The sequence below is a fragment of the Cupriavidus sp. KK10 genome (assembly GCF_018223725.1).
Classification (GTDB): domain Bacteria; phylum Pseudomonadota; class Gammaproteobacteria; order Burkholderiales; family Burkholderiaceae; genus Cupriavidus; species Cupriavidus necator.
Genome location: NZ_CP073677.1, coordinates 933,284 through 948,464, shown reverse-complemented (window position 1 = coordinate 948,464; position 15,181 = coordinate 933,284). Strand labels below are relative to the sequence as shown.

The 15,181-nt window shown below is 68.3% G+C and carries 15 protein-coding genes; 7 read left to right on the top strand and 8 right to left on the bottom strand.

Features of this window, described 5'->3' with window-relative positions; translation table 11 throughout:
- Nucleotides 1–73: 73 nt before the first annotated feature.
- The 5 genes from KB879_RS04635 (at nucleotide 74) to KB879_RS04615 (ending at nucleotide 5,500) form a co-directional block, all read left to right on the top strand.
- Nucleotides 74–1,636, top strand: coding sequence for an ABC transporter ATP-binding protein (locus tag KB879_RS04635; RefSeq protein ID WP_013955923.1), 1,563 nt, complete (start codon nucleotides 74–76; stop codon nucleotides 1,634–1,636).
- A complete protein-coding gene (locus KB879_RS04630) occupies nucleotides 1,629–2,738 on the top strand; it encodes an ABC transporter permease (protein WP_013955922.1) in 1,110 nt (369 codons plus the stop codon). The genes KB879_RS04635 and KB879_RS04630 overlap by 8 nt, the downstream gene beginning before the upstream one ends.
- Before the next feature lie 18 nt (nucleotides 2,739–2,756).
- Nucleotides 2,757–3,677 carry an ABC transporter permease gene (locus KB879_RS04625; protein ID WP_018312370.1) on the top strand — a complete coding sequence of 307 codons (921 nt, stop codon included), beginning with the start codon at nucleotides 2,757–2,759 and terminating at the stop codon, nucleotides 3,675–3,677.
- A gap of 59 nt (nucleotides 3,678–3,736) precedes the next feature.
- Nucleotides 3,737–4,882: a BMP family ABC transporter substrate-binding protein gene (locus KB879_RS04620; RefSeq protein ID WP_013955920.1), complete on the top strand. Its 1,146-nt coding sequence runs from the start codon at nucleotides 3,737–3,739 to the stop codon at nucleotides 4,880–4,882.
- A gap of 324 nt (nucleotides 4,883–5,206) precedes the next feature.
- A complete protein-coding gene (locus tag KB879_RS04615; protein ID WP_013955919.1) occupies nucleotides 5,207–5,500 on the top strand; it encodes a YkvA family protein in 294 nt (97 codons plus the stop codon).
- Between the two features lie 71 nt (nucleotides 5,501–5,571).
- On the opposite strand, the gene KB879_RS04610 is transcribed toward KB879_RS04615, so the two are convergent.
- From KB879_RS04610 to KB879_RS04595, 4 genes are read right to left on the bottom strand one after another with little or no spacing between them, the layout of a single operon-like run.
- Nucleotides 5,572–6,549, bottom strand: coding sequence for a quinone oxidoreductase (locus KB879_RS04610; RefSeq protein WP_013955918.1), 978 nt, complete (start codon nucleotides 6,547–6,549; stop codon nucleotides 5,572–5,574).
- A 39-nt stretch (nucleotides 6,550–6,588) separates the two neighbouring features.
- A complete protein-coding gene (locus KB879_RS04605; RefSeq protein ID WP_013955917.1) occupies nucleotides 6,589–6,981 on the bottom strand; it encodes a methylglyoxal synthase in 393 nt (130 codons plus the stop codon).
- Nucleotides 6,982–7,038: 57 nt separating this feature from the next.
- The gene (locus tag KB879_RS04600; protein ID WP_010809246.1) at nucleotides 7,039–7,827 is read right to left on the bottom strand and encodes an SDR family oxidoreductase; all 789 of its coding nucleotides are present in this window, start codon (nucleotides 7,825–7,827) and stop codon (nucleotides 7,039–7,041) included.
- A 55-nt stretch (nucleotides 7,828–7,882) separates the two neighbouring features.
- On the bottom strand, nucleotides 7,883–8,770 hold the full coding sequence (locus KB879_RS04595) for a DMT family transporter (protein ID WP_211982120.1): 888 nt from the start codon (nucleotides 8,768–8,770) through the stop codon (nucleotides 7,883–7,885).
- 205 nt (nucleotides 8,771–8,975) lie between these two features.
- Between KB879_RS04595 and KB879_RS04590 the strand changes: the two genes are divergently transcribed.
- Entirely contained in the window at nucleotides 8,976–9,455 is a 480-nt protein-coding gene (locus KB879_RS04590) for a MarR family winged helix-turn-helix transcriptional regulator (protein ID WP_013955915.1), read from the top strand.
- Nucleotides 9,456–9,482: 27 nt separating this feature from the next.
- Here the strand turns inward: KB879_RS04590 and KB879_RS04585 are convergent, their stop codons facing one another.
- Complete coding sequence (locus KB879_RS04585; RefSeq protein ID WP_211980832.1) at nucleotides 9,483–11,756, bottom strand: molybdopterin cofactor-binding domain-containing protein; 2,274 nt, start codon at nucleotides 11,754–11,756, stop codon at nucleotides 9,483–9,485.
- Nucleotides 11,757–11,839: 83 nt separating this feature from the next.
- Between KB879_RS04585 and KB879_RS04580 the strand changes: the two genes are divergently transcribed.
- Entirely contained in the window at nucleotides 11,840–12,595 is a 756-nt protein-coding gene (locus tag KB879_RS04580) for a TetR/AcrR family transcriptional regulator (RefSeq protein WP_153955045.1), read from the top strand.
- Nucleotides 12,596–12,622: 27 nt separating this feature from the next.
- Here the strand turns inward: KB879_RS04580 and KB879_RS04575 are convergent, their stop codons facing one another.
- From KB879_RS04575 to KB879_RS04565, 3 genes are read right to left on the bottom strand one after another with little or no spacing between them, the layout of a single operon-like run.
- Complete coding sequence (locus tag KB879_RS04575; protein ID WP_013955912.1) at nucleotides 12,623–13,258, bottom strand: N-carbamoylsarcosine amidohydrolase; 636 nt, start codon at nucleotides 13,256–13,258, stop codon at nucleotides 12,623–12,625.
- The gene (locus KB879_RS04570) at nucleotides 13,251–14,330 is read right to left on the bottom strand and encodes a hypothetical protein (protein WP_013955911.1); all 1,080 of its coding nucleotides are present in this window, start codon (nucleotides 14,328–14,330) and stop codon (nucleotides 13,251–13,253) included. Before KB879_RS04570 ends, KB879_RS04575 begins: the two co-directional genes overlap by 8 nt.
- Before the next feature lie 13 nt (nucleotides 14,331–14,343).
- Nucleotides 14,344–15,174 carry an alpha/beta fold hydrolase gene (locus KB879_RS04565; protein WP_211980831.1) on the bottom strand — a complete coding sequence of 277 codons (831 nt, stop codon included), beginning with the start codon at nucleotides 15,172–15,174 and terminating at the stop codon, nucleotides 14,344–14,346.
- Nucleotides 15,175–15,181 lie beyond the last annotated feature (7 nt).

Genomic DNA, 15,181 nt, shown 5'->3' with positions numbered 1-15,181 from the left:
ATGCTGCGCCACGCACTGCCGCGCCGTTGACTCATCCCACGTTGCTGCCACCACAACAACCCGAGCCGCCTCAGTGACATCACAACTCCCTCCCAGGCTGGCGCTGGCCCATATCAGCAAGCGCTACCCGGGCGTCGTCGCCAACGACGACGTCAGCCTAAGCGTCGCTCCCGGCGAGATCCATGCCGTGCTGGGTGAAAACGGCGCAGGCAAGTCCACCCTGATGAAGATTATCTTTGGCGCGGTCCGTCCGGATGCCGGCGAGATGCACTTCAACGGCGCGCAGGTCACGATCAACAGCCCGCACGACGCCCGCAACCTGGGCATCGCCATGGTGTTCCAGCATTTCTCGCTGTTCGACACGCTGACCGTGACCGAGAACATCGCGCTCGGCCTGCCCGCCGGGCAGCAAGGCAACATGAAGCAGCTGGCCGAGCGCATCCGCACCACCGCCGAGCGCTATGGCCTGCCGCTGGAGCCGAACCGCCATGTGCATACGCTGTCGGTCGGCGAGCGCCAGCGCGTGGAGATCGTGCGCGCGCTGCTGGCCAATCCGCAGCTGCTGATCCTGGACGAACCCACCTCGGTGCTGACGCCGCAAGCGGTGGATACACTCTTCGTCACGCTGCGCCAGCTGGCCGCCGAGGGCACCAGCATCCTCTATATCAGCCACAAGCTCGACGAGATCCGCGCGCTGTGCCATCAGGCCACCGTGATGCGCATGGGCAAGGTCACCGGCGTGTGCGATCCGCGCCAGGAAACCGCGGCCTCGCTGTCGCGCCTGATGATCGGCGGCGAGCCCCCGCGCGAGACGCGCGTGGCTGCCTTTCGCGGCCCGGTGCAGCTGAGCGTGCAGGAGCTGTCGCTGCCGCGTGCGCATGCCTTCGCCACCGAGCTGAACCGGATTTCGCTGGACGTGCATGCGGGCGAAATCGTCGGCATTGCGGGGGTCTCCGGTAACGGCCAGCAGGAACTGCTGGCAGCGCTGTCGGGCGAAGACACGCGCGCGGCCAACGTATCGGTGCAGCTCGGCGGCAGGCTGGTGGGCAAGCGCGATGCACGCCAGCGCCGCCGCGCCGGCCTGGCCTTCGTGCCGGAAGAACGCCTGGGCCGCGGCGCCGTGCCGGGCATGAGCTTGGCCACCAATATCCTGTTGTCGCACCAGACGCGGCCCTACGTGCGGCGGGGCATGATCTCGCCCAAGGCCGCCACCGGGCTGGCCGCGGCGGTGATCAGCCGATTCCGCGTCAAGGCCAGCGGCCCCGAGGCGCTGGCGCGCAGCCTCTCCGGCGGCAACCTGCAGAAATTCATTGTCGGCCGCGAGATCGAAAGCGGCCCGAAGGTACTGATCGTGGCCCAACCGACCTGGGGCGTGGACGTGGGCGCAGCGGCGCAGATCCACAACGAGATCCTGGCGCTGAAGGCCACCGGCTGCGCCATCCTGGTGGTGTCGGAGGAGCTCGATGAGCTGTTCGCGATCTGCGACCGGCTGCACGTGATCGCCAAGGGCCGCTTGTCGCCCTCGGTGCCGACCGAGACCGCCACGCGCGAGCAGGTCGGCCTGTGGATGAGCGGACTGTGGCAAGGCGGACCCGCCCAGGCGCAATCCGGCGCGGAGGTGGCAAGCCATGACTGATGTGCGACAACTGCTGCCCCGCTCCCCCCTCTCGCTGACGCCGCGTGGCCTGCCCTCGCGCACCATGGCCTATGCCTCGCCGGTGATCGCACTGGCGCTGACGCTCCTGTTCGGCGCGCTGCTGTTCCTGGTGCTCGGCAAGGACCCCGTGGCCGCGCTCAAGGTCTTCCTGGCCGATCCGCTGCGCGACCAGCGCGCCATCGGCGAGGTGCTGCTCAAGACCGTGCCGCTGGTGCTGTGCGCGCTCGGCCTGTCGGTGTGCTACCGCGCCAACGTGTGGAATATCGGCGCCGACGGGCAGCTGATTGCCGGCGGCATCTGCGCCGGCGCCACCGTGCTTTACTTCGATGTGCCGGGCCAGGCCATGAACGGCACCGTGGTGCTGGTGCTGGCCTCACTGGCCGGCATGATCGGCGGCATGCTGTGGGCCTCGCTCACGGCGGTGCTCAAGGACAGGTTCAACGCCAACGAGATCCTGGTCTCGCTGATGCTCACCTATATCGCGCAGCAACTGCTGCTGTGGGTGGTCAATGGGCCGCTGAAGGATCCCAACGGCATGAACTTCCCGCAGTCTAAGGTGTTCTCGTCCGCGTACCTGCTGCCCAACCTGATGTCGGGCTCGCGCCTGCATGTCGGCTTTGTGGTGATGCTGGTGCTGGTGGCGGTGATGACCGTGTTCGTGTTCCGCAGCTTTGCGGGCTACCGCCTGCAGGTGGGCGGCACCGCGCCGGCGGCGGCGCGCTACGCGGGCTTCTCGGCGCGCAGCGCGCTGTGGAGCGCGCTGCTGATCTCGGGCGCCACCGCAGGCCTGGCGGGCGCGTTCGAAGTAACCGGCCCGATCGGCCAGCTGCTGCCGTCGATCTCGCCGGGCTACGGCTTCACCGCCATCATCGTTGCCTTCATCGGCCGGCTGCATCCGGTCGGCACCGTGTTCGGCGGCATCATGATGTCGCTGTTCTATATCGGCGGCGAGATGGCGCAATCGCGCCTGGGCCTGCCGTCGGCCATAGGCTGGGTGTTCCAGGGCATGCTGCTGTTCTTCCTGCTGGCCTGCGACACGCTGATCGAAAACCGCCTGCGCTGGCGCGCCACCACGGCCTGAGCGGAGCTACCGAACAATATGGAACAACTCGCTCCCCTCATCGCCACCGCCATCAACGCCGGCACGCCGCTGCTGCTGGCCGCGCTGGGCCTGCTGATCAACGAACGCTCGGGCGTGCTCAACCTGGGCGCCGAAGGCATGATGCTGGTGGCCGCGGTGGCCGGCTTCATGGTCGGCTACCAGACCCAGTCGCCGCTGCTCGGCTTTGCCGCCGGCGCGCTCGCCGGCATGCTGATGGCCACGCTGTTCTCGTGGCTGGCGCTGGTGCTGGCCACCAACCAGGTCGCCACCGGCCTGGCGCTGTCGATCTTCGGCACCGGCCTGTCGGCCTTCATGGGCCAGCGCTTTGTCGGCCACGCCATGCCGGCGCAGGCCAAGGCCGTGCCCGGCCTGGCCGACCTGCCCTTCTTCGGGCCGGCCTTCTTCCAGCATCACTGGATGGTGTATTTCAGCCTGCTGCTGTGCTTCGCCATCATGTGGTTCCTGTTCCGCACGCGCGCGGGGCTGACGCTGCGCGCGATCGGCGAAGCGCCGGAATCGGCGCACGCGCTGGGCTACCCGGTGCGCACCATCCGCTTTGGCGCACTGCTGTTCGGCGGCGCCTGCTGCGGGCTGGCCGGCGCCTACCTGTCGCTGGTGTACACGCCGATGTGGGTCGAGAACCTGGTCGCCGGCCGCGGCTGGATCGCGCTGGCGCTGACCACCTTTGCCACCTGGCGCCCGGGCCGGGTGCTGGTGGGGGCGTGGCTGTTCGGCGGCGTGACCATCCTGCAGTTCTACCTGCAAGGGATCGGCGTATCGGTGCCATCGCAATTCCTGTCGATGCTGCCGTACGCCGCCACCATCGTGGTGCTGGCGCTGATCTCGCGCAATCCGGCCTGGATCCGGCTGAACATGCCGGCCTCGCTGGGCAAGCCCTTCCGGCCCGGCAATGCCTGAGCCTCATTTTTTTTGACGGAAATCCCTGAGCTACCAACAATTCATCACAAGGAGAAATCATGATCGTCACGCGCAGGAAGACCCTGGCGGCCCTGGCCGCCACCGCCGTGCTGGCCCTCGCAGGCTGCGGCAAGAAAGAGGCCGACAAGCCTGCCGAGACGGCAGGCGCGGCCTCCGCGCCCGCGGCCGGGCAGAAGGCCGAGCCGCTCAAGGTCGCCTTCGTCTATATCGGGCCGGTCGGCGATGCCGGCTGGACCTTCGCGCATGACACCGGCCGCAAGGCCGTGGAAGAGAAGTTCGGCGACAAGGTCAAGACCACCTTCGTCGAGAACGTGCCCGAATCCGCCGCCGACGCCGAGCGCGTGTTCCGCGACCTGGCCAGTCAGGGAAACAAGCTGATCTTCGGCACCACCTTCGGCTACATGGAGTCGATGCTCAAGGTCGCCAAGGAATTCCCGGACGTGAAGTTCGAGCACGCCACCGGCTTCAAGACCGCCGAGAACCTGGCGCAGTACGACGTGCGCACCTATGAGGGCGCCTACCTGGCGGGCGTGGTCGCCGGCAAGATGAGCAAGACCGGCAAGATGGGCGTGGTGGCATCGGTGCCCATCCCCGAGGTGATCCGCAATATCGACTCGTTCACACTGGGCGCGCGCAGCGTCAACCCCAAGGCCACGGTCAAGGTGGTGTGGGTCAACAAGTGGTTCGATCCGGGCAAGGAGCGCGAAGCCGCCACCACGCTGATCGGCCAGGGCGTCGACATGCTGATGCAGAACACCGACTCCGCCGCCGTGGTGCAGACCGCGCAGGAAAAGGGCGTGCACGCCTTTGGCTGGGACAGCGACATGAGCAAGTTCGGCGACAAGGCCCACCTGGCCGCGTCGGTGATCTCGTGGGGCGTCTACTACAACAAGGTGGTGGAAGACGTGCTGAACAAGCAGTGGAAGAACGGCACCACGTGGTGGGGCCTGAAGGAAGGCATGATCGACCTGAAGGGCTTCAACGCGGACGTGCCGGCTGACGTCAAGGCGCTGGTCGAAGAGCGCAAGAAGGGCATCGCCGACGGCAGCGCGCCGATCTGGAAGGGTCCGATCAAGGACAACACTGGCAAGGAACAGCTGGCCAAGGACCAGGTGGCCGACGATGGCTTCCTGCACGGCGTGAAGTTCTATGTCGAAGGCGTGGAAGGCAAGATCCCGGGCTGATCGCCGGTGCTCCTGAGCCGCCCGAGCTTGCCTAAGCAAGGTGTTCTCCCTCTCCCATCAGCGGGAGAGGGTCGGGGAGAGCGGTGGTTTAGCTAGGAGCCACACCAAGCGGGGCCAACGGTTTTCACCCACCGCCCTCAGCCTTTGACGCTCCTGCCCTCTCCCCCGCCCCTCTCCCGCAAGCGGGAGAGGGGCGCAAACCGCCAGCCTTGGCTATACCCAAGGCATCTCCCTGCACCTCCGGAACTTGAAGCCGCCGATAACGGCCCAAGCTATCTGTGCATGCGCCAGTGACCGGCGCCCACAATGTGAAGGAGGCCTCTCATGTGGAAGCGATTTTCGGCCCTGTGGACGCTGGTTCGTAGCGACGGCCGCCTGTTCTGGTACGCGCTGCGCCATCCGGACGCGCCGGCCTGGCTCAAGCCCGCCGCCATCGGGCTCCTGCTCTACGCAATCTCGCCGATCGACCTGATCCCCGATGTGGTCGCGGGCCTGGGCATCGTCGATGACGTGGTGCTGATTCCGCTGGCGGTGCACCTGATCCTGAAGCGCCTGCCGCCGCATATCCTGCGCCAGGCGCAGACGCGCGCCACCGCCACCACGGTCCGGCCGCACTGACCGCATCGCTGAATGACAAAGCCCCGGCGCGGCACCTGCCGCCCCGGGGCTTTTGCTTGCCTGGCTGGTGCTCAGTTCGGCAGCAGGATGGTCGAGCCGGTGGTCTTGCGCGATTCCAGGTCGCGGTGCGCCTGCGCCACCTCGGACAGCGCGTAACGCTGGCGGATGTCGATCTTCACCTTGCCGGTGGCCACGGCGTCGAACAGGTCGGCCACCATCGGCTCCAGCAGCTCGCGATTCACCACGTAGGTCATCAGCGTCGGGCGCGTCAGCCGCAGCGACCCCTTGCTGCTCAGCACCGACAGATCGAACGGCGGCACCGGGCCCGAGGCATTGCCGAAGCTGACCATGGTGCCGCGCGGCGCCAGGCAGTCGAGCGAGCCCTCGAAAGTGTCCTTGCCGATCGAGTCATAGACCGCCGCCACACCCTTGCCGTTGGTGATTTCCTTGACGCGGTCCACGAAGGATTCGCGCGTGTAGACGATGGTATGGGCGCAGCCATTGGCGCGCGCAAGTTCGGCCTTCTCGTCGCTGCCCACGGTGCCGATCACGGTCACGCCGAGCGCCTTGAGCCACTGGCTGGCAATCAGGCCAACGCCGCCGGCGGCCGCATGCAGCAGCACCGTGTCGCCCGGCTGCACCTTGTAGCTGTCGCGGATCAGGTACTGCGCGGTCAGGCCCTGCAGCATCATCGCCGCGGCGGTGTCGAACGGGATCGCATCGGGCAGCCGCACCACGATATCGGCCGGCATCACGCGCACCTGCGCGTAGGCGCCGGTGGGACGGCCGGCGTAGGCCACGCGGTCGCCCACGGCGACGTGGCGCACGCCCTCGCCCACCGCTTCGACCACGCCGGCGCCTTCCATGCCCAGCCCGCCCGGCAGCGGCTGCTTGTACAGCCCGGTGCGGAAATAGACATCGATGTAGTTCAGGCCCACCGCCTCATGGCGCACGCGCACTTCGCCGGGGCCGGGATCGCCCACTTCGACATCGACCCACTGCATGACTTCGGGACCGCCGGTCTGCTCGATCCGGATGGCTTTGCTCATCTGTGTCGCTCCTCGTTATGGTGATGCATCGATGGGAATTCAGTTGCCGGCTTCAGCCTCGCGCGTCAGCCCGGCGATCAACAGCTCGGCAGTGGCCACGTTGGTCGCGCACGGCACGTTGTGCACGTCGCAGGCGCGCACCAGCGCGTTGATATCGGGTTCATGCGGCTGCGGCGTCATCGGGTCGCGCAGGAACACCACGGCGCGCACCAGGCCTTCTGCCAGTTGCGCGCCGATCTGCAGGTCGCCGCCCCACGGCCCCGACAGCATGCGCGTCACCTCCAGCCCGACCTCGTCGATCAGGCGCCCGCCGGTGGTGCCGGTGGCCAGCAGCTCGCACTGCGAAAGGAAGGCGCGGTGGCGCGTGGCGAAGGCGACGATATCGTCCTTCTTGTGGTCGTGGGCGATCAGCGCGATGCGGGGGCGAGTCATCAGGGGTTCCTTGTTGCGGGGTCGGTGAACGTCAGGAAACAGGAGAAAGCAGCGGAATCAGAAGGTGCCCGGGTAGGCGCCGCCATCGAGCAGGATGTTCTGCCCGGTGATGTAGCCGGCATGGCGGCTGCACAGGAAGGCGCAGGTAGCACCGAACTCGGCCGGCTCGCCGAAGCGGCGCGACGGGTTCGCCGCGGCGCGGCGTTGCGCCACCTCATCGACGCTCAGGCCAGCCTTCTTGGCCCCGCCTTCCATGGTCTTGAGCAGGCGGTCGGTGTTGAACGGACCCGGCAGCAGGTTGTTGATGGTCACGCCATGCTGCGCCACTTCGCGCGCCACGCCCGCGACAAAGCCGGTCAGGCCCGAGCGCGCGCCATTGGACAGGCCCAGCACATCGATCGGCGCCTTGACCGCGCCGCTGGTGATATTGATGATGCGGCCCCACTTGCGCGCGATCATGCCGTCGACGGTGGCCTTGATCAGCTCGATCGGGGTCAGCATGTTGGCGTCCAGTGCGGCCAGCCAGTCGCTGCGCTCCCAGTCGCGGAAGTTGCCCGGCGGCGGACCGCCGGCGTTGTTAACCAGGATGTCGAGGTCGCCCAGCTTGGCCACGGCGTCCAGCGCCGCCTTGCGGCCTTCGGGCGTGGTGATGTCGGTCGCCACCGCGATCACGCGGCGGCCATGGCGCGCGCGCAAGCCGGCAGCGGCCTTCTCCAGCGCCTCGGCGCCGCGCGCCACGATCACCACGTCAACACCCTCGGCCGCCAGCGCATCGGCGCAGGCAAAGCCCAGGCCCTTGCTGGCGCCGCATACCAGCGCATGCTTGCCGCGCAGTCCCAGATCCATGTCTTTCTCCTTTGTCTGTTGTCTTTGACGGGCCAGCTCGGCGGCCGGCCTGGAATCACGTTTTTCTTGCCGACAGCAAATACATGCCGCCCATCACCAGCGCGCTGCCGGCGAGCTGCACGCCGCTGACGGGTTCGCCCAGCAGCCAGAAGGCCAGGAACAGCGTCGACACCGGGCCGATCATGCCCGCCTGCGACGCCATCGGCGCGCCGATGCGCGACACCGCCACCATGGTCAGCGACACCGGCAGCACGGTACAGAACACCGCATTGACGAGTGACAGCCACATCACCGGCGCCGGCTGCGCCAGTTCCGACACCGGCCGGCCCAGCACCAGGTACTGGATCACGCAGCAGGCGGTCGAGACGCACATCGCATACGCCACCAGCCGCAGCGAGCCGATGCGCCGCACCAGCTCGCCGCTCAGGATCAGGTAGATACCATATGTCAAGGCGCTGCCCAGCACCAGCGCGCCGCCCAGCCACACCTGGCTGCCGCTGACGTCCAGGTCATGCGCGAATACCAGCACGATGCCGGCGTAGGCCAGCAGCAGCGACAGCCACTGGCGCATGGCGATCGGCCGGCGGAACACCAGCGCGGTGGCCAGCAGCACGAACGACGGCGTCAGGAACAGGATCAGCCGCTCCAGCCCGGCGGTGATGTATTGCAGCCCGATGAAATCGAGGAAGCTCGACAGGTAGTAGCCGATAAATCCGAGAAACACCACGCGGCCCCGATCCGCCCACGACAGCGGCGCCAGCCGGCGCGACTGCCACCAGCCGATCGCCATGAACAGCGGCACCGCGAACAGCATGCGCAGCGTGATCACCATCACCGCATCGACGTTGTAGCGGTACATCAGCTTGGCGACGATCGCCTTGGCGGAGAACAGCACCGCTCCGACGGCGGCGATGACAAGCCCCGAGCGCTGCGGCGACGGCAGCGCGGCAGGTGCGGCGAGAGACTTCTGGGAGGCTGGCACGGGGAATACAGGGGGAAAGCGGGCGGGCACGTCGGCCCCGCGAAACGACCCGACGATTGTATTCGAAAAGACGCAATGGCATCGGCCATCGCCGCGGCGGCCCCGGCCACCTTCCCGGCCCCTTCCTCGGTATACTCTGAGTCACCTTACCCACTGCACCAGGTTCGTGCCCCAGCCCTCCGACACGCCTTCCGGCAAGACCGCCGCCGACTACGATTTCACCGAGCAGGTGGGCCACCTGCTGCGGCGCGCCTACCAGCGCCATGTGGCGATCTTCCAGCAGACCATCCCGGATTCGCAGCTGACCGCGGCGCAGTTCGTGGTGCTGTGCGCGGTCAGGGACCGCCAGCCGTGTTCGATGAACGAGGTGGTGCGCGCCACCGCCATCGACCAGGCCACGGTGCGGGGCATCATCGACCGGCTGAAGTCGCGCGAGCTGATTGCGGTGTCGCACGATCCCAATGACCGGCGCAAGGTGGTGGTAACGGTCACGCCCGCCGGGCTGGCACTGATCGATGAGACCGTGCCGTTTGCGAAGGAGATCTCGGAGCAGACCTTCGGCGGCCTGAACCCGGCCGAGCGCGTGGCGGTGACCTACCTGCTGCGCAAGATGAGTGAGATTGACGAGGGGAATGGCGGCGCCTGAGCAGGCGCCGCTTTGAGTTTGGGGGCCTCAGCGGGCCTGCAACCCCGCCAGCACCGTCTCCGGCGCGAAAGGCGGCCGGCGCAGCCGCACCCCCAGCGCATCGAACAAGGCATTGGCGATCGCCGGCGCACCCGGCAGCGAGGCCGATTCGCCGGCGCCCAGCGGCGGCTCCGACTGCCGCGGCATCAGCACCACTTCAATCGGCGGGACTTCCGGGAAGGTCAGCAGCGGATAGCTGCCCCATTCGCGGCTGGCGACACCCTCCGCATCGAAGCGCACCTGCTCCTTCAGCACCCGGCTGAGCGTCTGCACCACGTTGCCGTGGATCTGATGGCGCACGCCGTCGGGGTTGACCATCATGCCCGTGTCCTGCCCGACCACCACCTTTTCGATGGTGATGCGGCCGCTGCCGGCATCCACCGCCAGGTCCACCACCCAGGCAGACCACGCTGCGCCGAACCCCGGGAAACGGCTGTGGATATAGCGGGCATAGGCCACGCCCCGGCCGCGCAGCCGGCCTTCGGCATCCGCGATACCCCGCGATCCGGCCACGCCCCGCTGCCAGCCAGCCGCTTCGGCCACGGCGCGCAGCAAAGCCGCGGCACGTTCATCCGGCAGGTGCCGCAGCCGGAAATCCACGGGATCGGCACCCGCCTCTGCTGCCAGCTCATCGATCACGCACTCATGCGCAAACGCATTGGGCAGCGCCGACACGCCACGCAGCCAGGACGCGCGCACGATCGCGGGCGTGTCGTCGCAACCGATGCGGCGCGCGCCATACGCGTACGGTGGCACGGCGGTGCGATCGCCCATCTCCAGCGTGCGCGGCGCGTTGGGCACGGCACCGGTCAGCACCAGCGCCAGCGTGGGCGCATCGTTGGACGGATAGCGGCTGGTGAAGTCATAGCCAAGCAGCGCGCCGTCCGGCCCCAGCGTGGCGCTGACGTCCATCAGCTGGGCCGCGCCCTTGGGCTCCCACAGGTGTTCCTGCTCGCGCGAGAGCTGCACGCGCACGGGCCGCCCGACCGCGCGCGACAGCAGTGCCGCGTCGGCGCCTACATCGTCGGCGCAGTTGCGCCCGTAGCAGCCGGCAGCCTCCAAGCGCACGATCTCGATGCGGTCTTCGCCGAGCCCGCACAACTTTGCCAGATCGATGCGCAGCACATGCGGGTTCTGCGTGCCGGACCAGACTGTCAGGCCATCGTCATGCCAGTCGGCCACGGCGCATGACGGGCCGATCGAGCCATGCATCTGGTACGGCCAGACGAAGCGCCGCTGCAATGCCATGCCGGCGCCGTTTGCCGGCAGTTCGCCGTCGGCCTGCAACTCGCGCCGCGTGGCCGGGTTGGCGCGCAGCGCGGGCTCCGGATCGTCCAGCGCCGGCAGTGGCGGGATGGGTTTCCAGCGCACGCGCAGCCGGCGCGCGGCCTGCACCGCGTATTCCTCGCGCTCGGCCACCACGCCGACAAAGTCGCCCTGCACCACCACATCGACCACGCCCGGCACGTCGCGCACGGAGTCGCGATCGACTTCCAGCAGGCTGTTGCCGACAAAGTGGCCGCTGTCGCGCCCCGCATACGGCGGTCGCACCACGCGGCCATGCAGCATGCCGGGCACGCGCACGTCGTGGACAAAGGTCAGTGCGCCGCGCACCTTGCCGGGAATATCGACGCGGCCCGCGGCACGGCCGACGATGCGGTAGGACTCGACCGGCTTGGTCGGTATGTCGTCGGCCAGCGGCAGTTCCAGGTGCTCGCCGGCAAGCAGCGCGCCATAGCCGACGCTGGCCTGCGTGCCGGGAACCCGGAAGACGCCGTCCTCTGCCTCCAGCCCGCCGGCTTCCACGCCGAGGTGCTGCGCGGCACGCGCCTGCAGCCACGCACGCGCCTGGGCGGCGGCGCGGCGCAACGGCAGCGCCGAGATCTGGATCGATGCGCTGGCAATGGTGGGGCCCTGGTTGGGGGTGGCTTCGGTATGGCCAAGCACCATGCGTACGCGTTCGAGCGGCACGTCGAGTTCTTCCGCCACGATCTGCGCCAGTGCCGTGCGGATGCCGGTGCCCAGGTCGACGTGGCCGTTGAAGGCCAGCACCTCGCCGCTGTCGCGCAAGGCAATGAAGATGTCCGGCAGTGCCGGCACGTAGTCCGACGCCGCGCCGGGCTGGCCGGGCGCGGGCCGTGCCGCCGCCTGCGGGGCGCGCGTCACCAGCAGCACGCCGGTGGCCTGCAGCAGCGCCAGCCGCAGCGTGCGCGGCGTGTCGGCGTCGGCCTGTGCCGCGGCTTGCAGATTGGTTGCCGTCATCGTTCTGCCATCTCCTTCACCGGCTGCGCCCCGGGGCGCCCGTTATACTGCAAGCCAACAGTGGAATAGCCCAAGCATCGACCATGACGATCACGACCGCGCCCAAGCCAACCGCAAAGCGGGCGCCAGCCGGCACGCGGGCCAGGCAAGCGCAGGACAGCCGCGACCGCATCCTGAAGGCTGCGATCAAGGTCTTCGCCCAGCGCGGCTACGACGGGGGCCGCATCGAACGCATCTCGTCGCTGGCCAAGACCTACGACCGGATGATCTATTACTACTTCGGCAGCAAGGAAAAGCTGTTTGTCGAAGTGCTCGAGACCATCTACCTGCAGCTCAATGAAGCCGAGCAGCAGCTGGAACATGAGCTCGACGCCGCCGACCCCGTGCGTGCGCTGTCGCAACTGATCGATTTCATCTGGCAGTACTACCTGGATCATCCGGAGTTCGTCGCCATCCTGACCAGCGAGAACATGAGCCAGGGCAAGCACGCGAAGAAGTCGGTGCGGCTGCGCGAGATCTCCAGCTACGCGCTGTCGGTGCTCGACGGCATCCTCGCGCGCGGCAAGGCCGCGGGGCTGTTCCGGCCGGACGCGGCCGCACGCGATGTCTATATGGTGATCGCTTCGCTTGGCTACTTCTACAACTCCAACCATCATACGCTCAGCGCCTTCCTGGGCGAACCCATGATGAGCCCGCCGGCGCTGGCGCACTGGCGCGATGTGATCCAGCAGACGGTGCTGCGCGCCGTGGCCGTGCCCGGCGCTGTGCCGGATGCGGATGTGGCGCCGCCGGCCGCGCCGCGCAAGACGGCCCGCGGCCGGCGCGCGGCGGCAGGCTGACGCCAGGCCCGGCCGCATCGCCACGCCTCAGGCGGCGGCGCGCACGCCGGCAACCTGCGCCAGCGCCTCGTCGCGCGTCAGCACGGTGGCGTACTTCTGCGCCATGTCGAACAGGTTGGCGTCATGCGGGCCCAGCGCGCGGTCGCCCACGCAATCCGACACCACCAGCGGGCGGAAGCCCAGCGACATCGCGTCGACCACGCTGGCGCGCACGCAGCCGCTGGTGACGCAACCCGCCACCAGCAGCGTCTGCACGCCACGCTGCGTCAGCCACGCCGCCAGCGAGGTGCCGAAGAACGCTGACGGCACCGTCTTGCGCACCACCAGTTCGCCCGGCGCTGGCGCCAGCTCCGGCACGATCTTGCTGTTGTGGCCATCCTCCTTCAGCGTCAGCATGCCCGGCACCTTCAGCGTGAAGATATTGTGATCGCTGTCGTCGTCGGCAAACACGATGCGGCTGTGCGCCACCGGCCAGCCCTGCTCGCGCGCGGTGCGCAGCAGCGGCTGCGTGTTGCGGATCGCCTCGGGGATATTGCCGCCGCCAAACACCGCCGGATCGGCGAAGCCGTTGACGAAGTCGATGATCAGCAGGCCGTACGGCGCTCTCAGTTCCATGGCTGCGCCAAAGCCCTGGCGTTGGTAAGTCTGCACGGCGTCATCCATGGCGCGCGTCCTTGTAGAGAGAAGCGGCCGGCGCGTGGTGGCCGTCCATCACCTTGCCGCGCACCACCACGGGCTCGCCATCCAGACTGACGGTGCAGTGGCGCACCGGGATGTCGATATGGCAGGCGGTGGTGCGGCTGCCGCCGGCTTCGTTGTTGGGGCCGAACGAGCACAGGAAGTTGCCCTCGTAGGCGCGCGCGTCCATGCCGATGGTGGCCTCACGGTCATACATCGCCAGCGCCGACCAGCTGGCGCGCGGCTGCAGCCCCCAGCCGATATGGGACATGGCATAGGCTTCGGGGTCGTTGAACGAGGCCATGTAGTCGGCCAGCAACTCCGCGTCCACGCCGCCTTCGATGCGGCGCACGTAGCCGGCTTCGACCGTAATGCGGATCGGCGCCTGGAGATAGGACTTCATCGGCAGCAGGATGTCGCCGCGGTCCAGCACGATGGTGCCGTTGGTGCCGCCCTCGTCCGGCCAGGTCAGCACGAAGCCGCTCGGCCAGTGGTCCCAGCGGCCGGGCTCGTCGACAAAGCCGTACTCGCTGATCGCCGGGAACTCGCCCAGGCGGCAGCGCAGGTCCATGCCGGCGTCGGACACGATATGCATCTCGCGCGCCTTGCCCAGCCGCGCGGCCGCGGCCTTGACGCGGGCGCGGTCGGCTTCGGTCGGCACCAGCCGCGCCAGCACTTCGGGCGGCTCCACAGCCAGCAGGATCCTGGTGCCTTGCGCCAGGATCTCGTGCTGCTCGGGCGAGAACAGCAGCGTCATCAGGTCCAGCACCAGGTCGCTGGCCTTGAGTGCGGCAATGGCGGCCGGGTTGCCGGTCAGCGGCGTGGTCCCCAGATAGGCCAGCGCGTCGCGGCTGAGCGCCTTTTCGCCATTGACCGGCGGCAAGTCGAGCCGGTTGACGATGGCGCCCATCGATGCCGCCGCCACCATCGCGGTGCGCAGCGTCTGCGGATGCGTGGCGGCGCCGGTCAGCACGGTGACGGTCTGCCCCGGCTCAAGCTTCGACAGCGTCAGCACCTGCTTCCACGCCGCGGTCAGGTCGTAATCGCTTACGGGCATGTTCGCTCCTCGTTTAGTTCAGCGCCGCACCCAGGAAGTCGCCAAAGGCGCGGTAGAAGCCGGCCTCGTCGTCCCACGGGATCATGTGGCCGGCGTTGGCGACATGCACAAGCAGCAGTGCGGGCAGCAGCTTGCGCATCTCTTGCACGTCTTCCTCGCGGATCACGTCGCCACGGCCCGCGGTCATCAGCAGGACCGGCACGGCGACGTGCGGCAGGTCGGCGTGGATATCGTCCTCATGAAAGCCATTGAAGCTGGCCAGGATCGCGCGCTCGTCGCAGGTATGCAGCCATTGCGCGCGCAGGCGCAACTGGTCCTCGGTCCAAGTCGGGCAGAAGCGGCGCATGCCTTCCACGTCGATGCCCTGCTGCGCCAGCCGGATCGAATCGATGTACCACGGCAGTTGCGACGGGTACGGGCGGCGGCCCGGCCCCGACACCGGCGGATCGACCAGCACCAGGTGCGTCAGGCCCGCCGGCTTGCTGCCCGCGGCGCGGATGCCGATGCGCGCGCCCATCGAATGGCCGACGATGGCGTAGCGCTGCAAGCCAAGCGCTTGCGCAAACGCGATCACATCGGCAGCCTGCGCATCGAGGCTGTAGTCCAACTCAGCGCCGGCCTGCGACAGGCCCCGGCCGCGCACGTCGAGCACATAGGTATCGAACTGCTGCCCGAATTGCTCGCCGACAAAGCCCCAGGTCACCGCCGGGCTGGTGATGCCCGGCACGATGATGACGGCATCGCGCTGCGCACGCGCACCGCCCTGCCCGCCATAGCGCAGGTAGTGCTGGCGGATGCCGTTGGCGTTCACGTTGGCGCCGTAGAGAAAGGTGCTGTCTGCCATGGCCGCC

Excerpts from the sequence above, each read along its gene's own strand:
- KB879_RS04610 (WP_013955918.1), bottom strand. The coding sequence starts at position 6,549 with ATGAGCAAAGCCATCCGGATCGAGCAGACCGGCGGTCCCGAAGTCATG.
- KB879_RS04615 (WP_013955919.1), top strand. The coding sequence starts at position 5,207 with ATGTGGAAGCGATTTTCGGCCCTGTGGACGCTGGTTCGTAGCGACGGC.
- KB879_RS04580 (WP_153955045.1), top strand. The coding sequence starts at position 11,840 with ATGACGATCACGACCGCGCCCAAGCCAACCGCAAAGCGGGCGCCAGCC.
- KB879_RS04575 (WP_013955912.1), bottom strand. The coding sequence starts at position 13,258 with ATGGATGACGCCGTGCAGACTTACCAACGCCAGGGCTTTGGCGCAGCC.
- KB879_RS04620 (WP_013955920.1), top strand. The coding sequence starts at position 3,737 with ATGATCGTCACGCGCAGGAAGACCCTGGCGGCCCTGGCCGCCACCGCC.
- KB879_RS04585 (WP_211980832.1), bottom strand. The coding sequence starts at position 11,756 with ATGACGGCAACCAATCTGCAAGCCGCGGCACAGGCCGACGCCGACACG.
- KB879_RS04600 (WP_010809246.1), bottom strand. The coding sequence starts at position 7,827 with ATGGATCTGGGACTGCGCGGCAAGCATGCGCTGGTATGCGGCGCCAGC.
- KB879_RS04630 (WP_013955922.1), top strand. The coding sequence starts at position 1,629 with ATGACTGATGTGCGACAACTGCTGCCCCGCTCCCCCCTCTCGCTGACG.
- KB879_RS04570 (WP_013955911.1), bottom strand. The coding sequence starts at position 14,330 with ATGCCCGTAAGCGATTACGACCTGACCGCGGCGTGGAAGCAGGTGCTG.
- KB879_RS04565 (WP_211980831.1), bottom strand. The coding sequence starts at position 15,174 with ATGGCAGACAGCACCTTTCTCTACGGCGCCAACGTGAACGCCAACGGC.
- KB879_RS04605 (WP_013955917.1), bottom strand. The coding sequence starts at position 6,981 with ATGACTCGCCCCCGCATCGCGCTGATCGCCCACGACCACAAGAAGGAC.
- KB879_RS04625 (WP_018312370.1), top strand. The coding sequence starts at position 2,757 with ATGGAACAACTCGCTCCCCTCATCGCCACCGCCATCAACGCCGGCACG.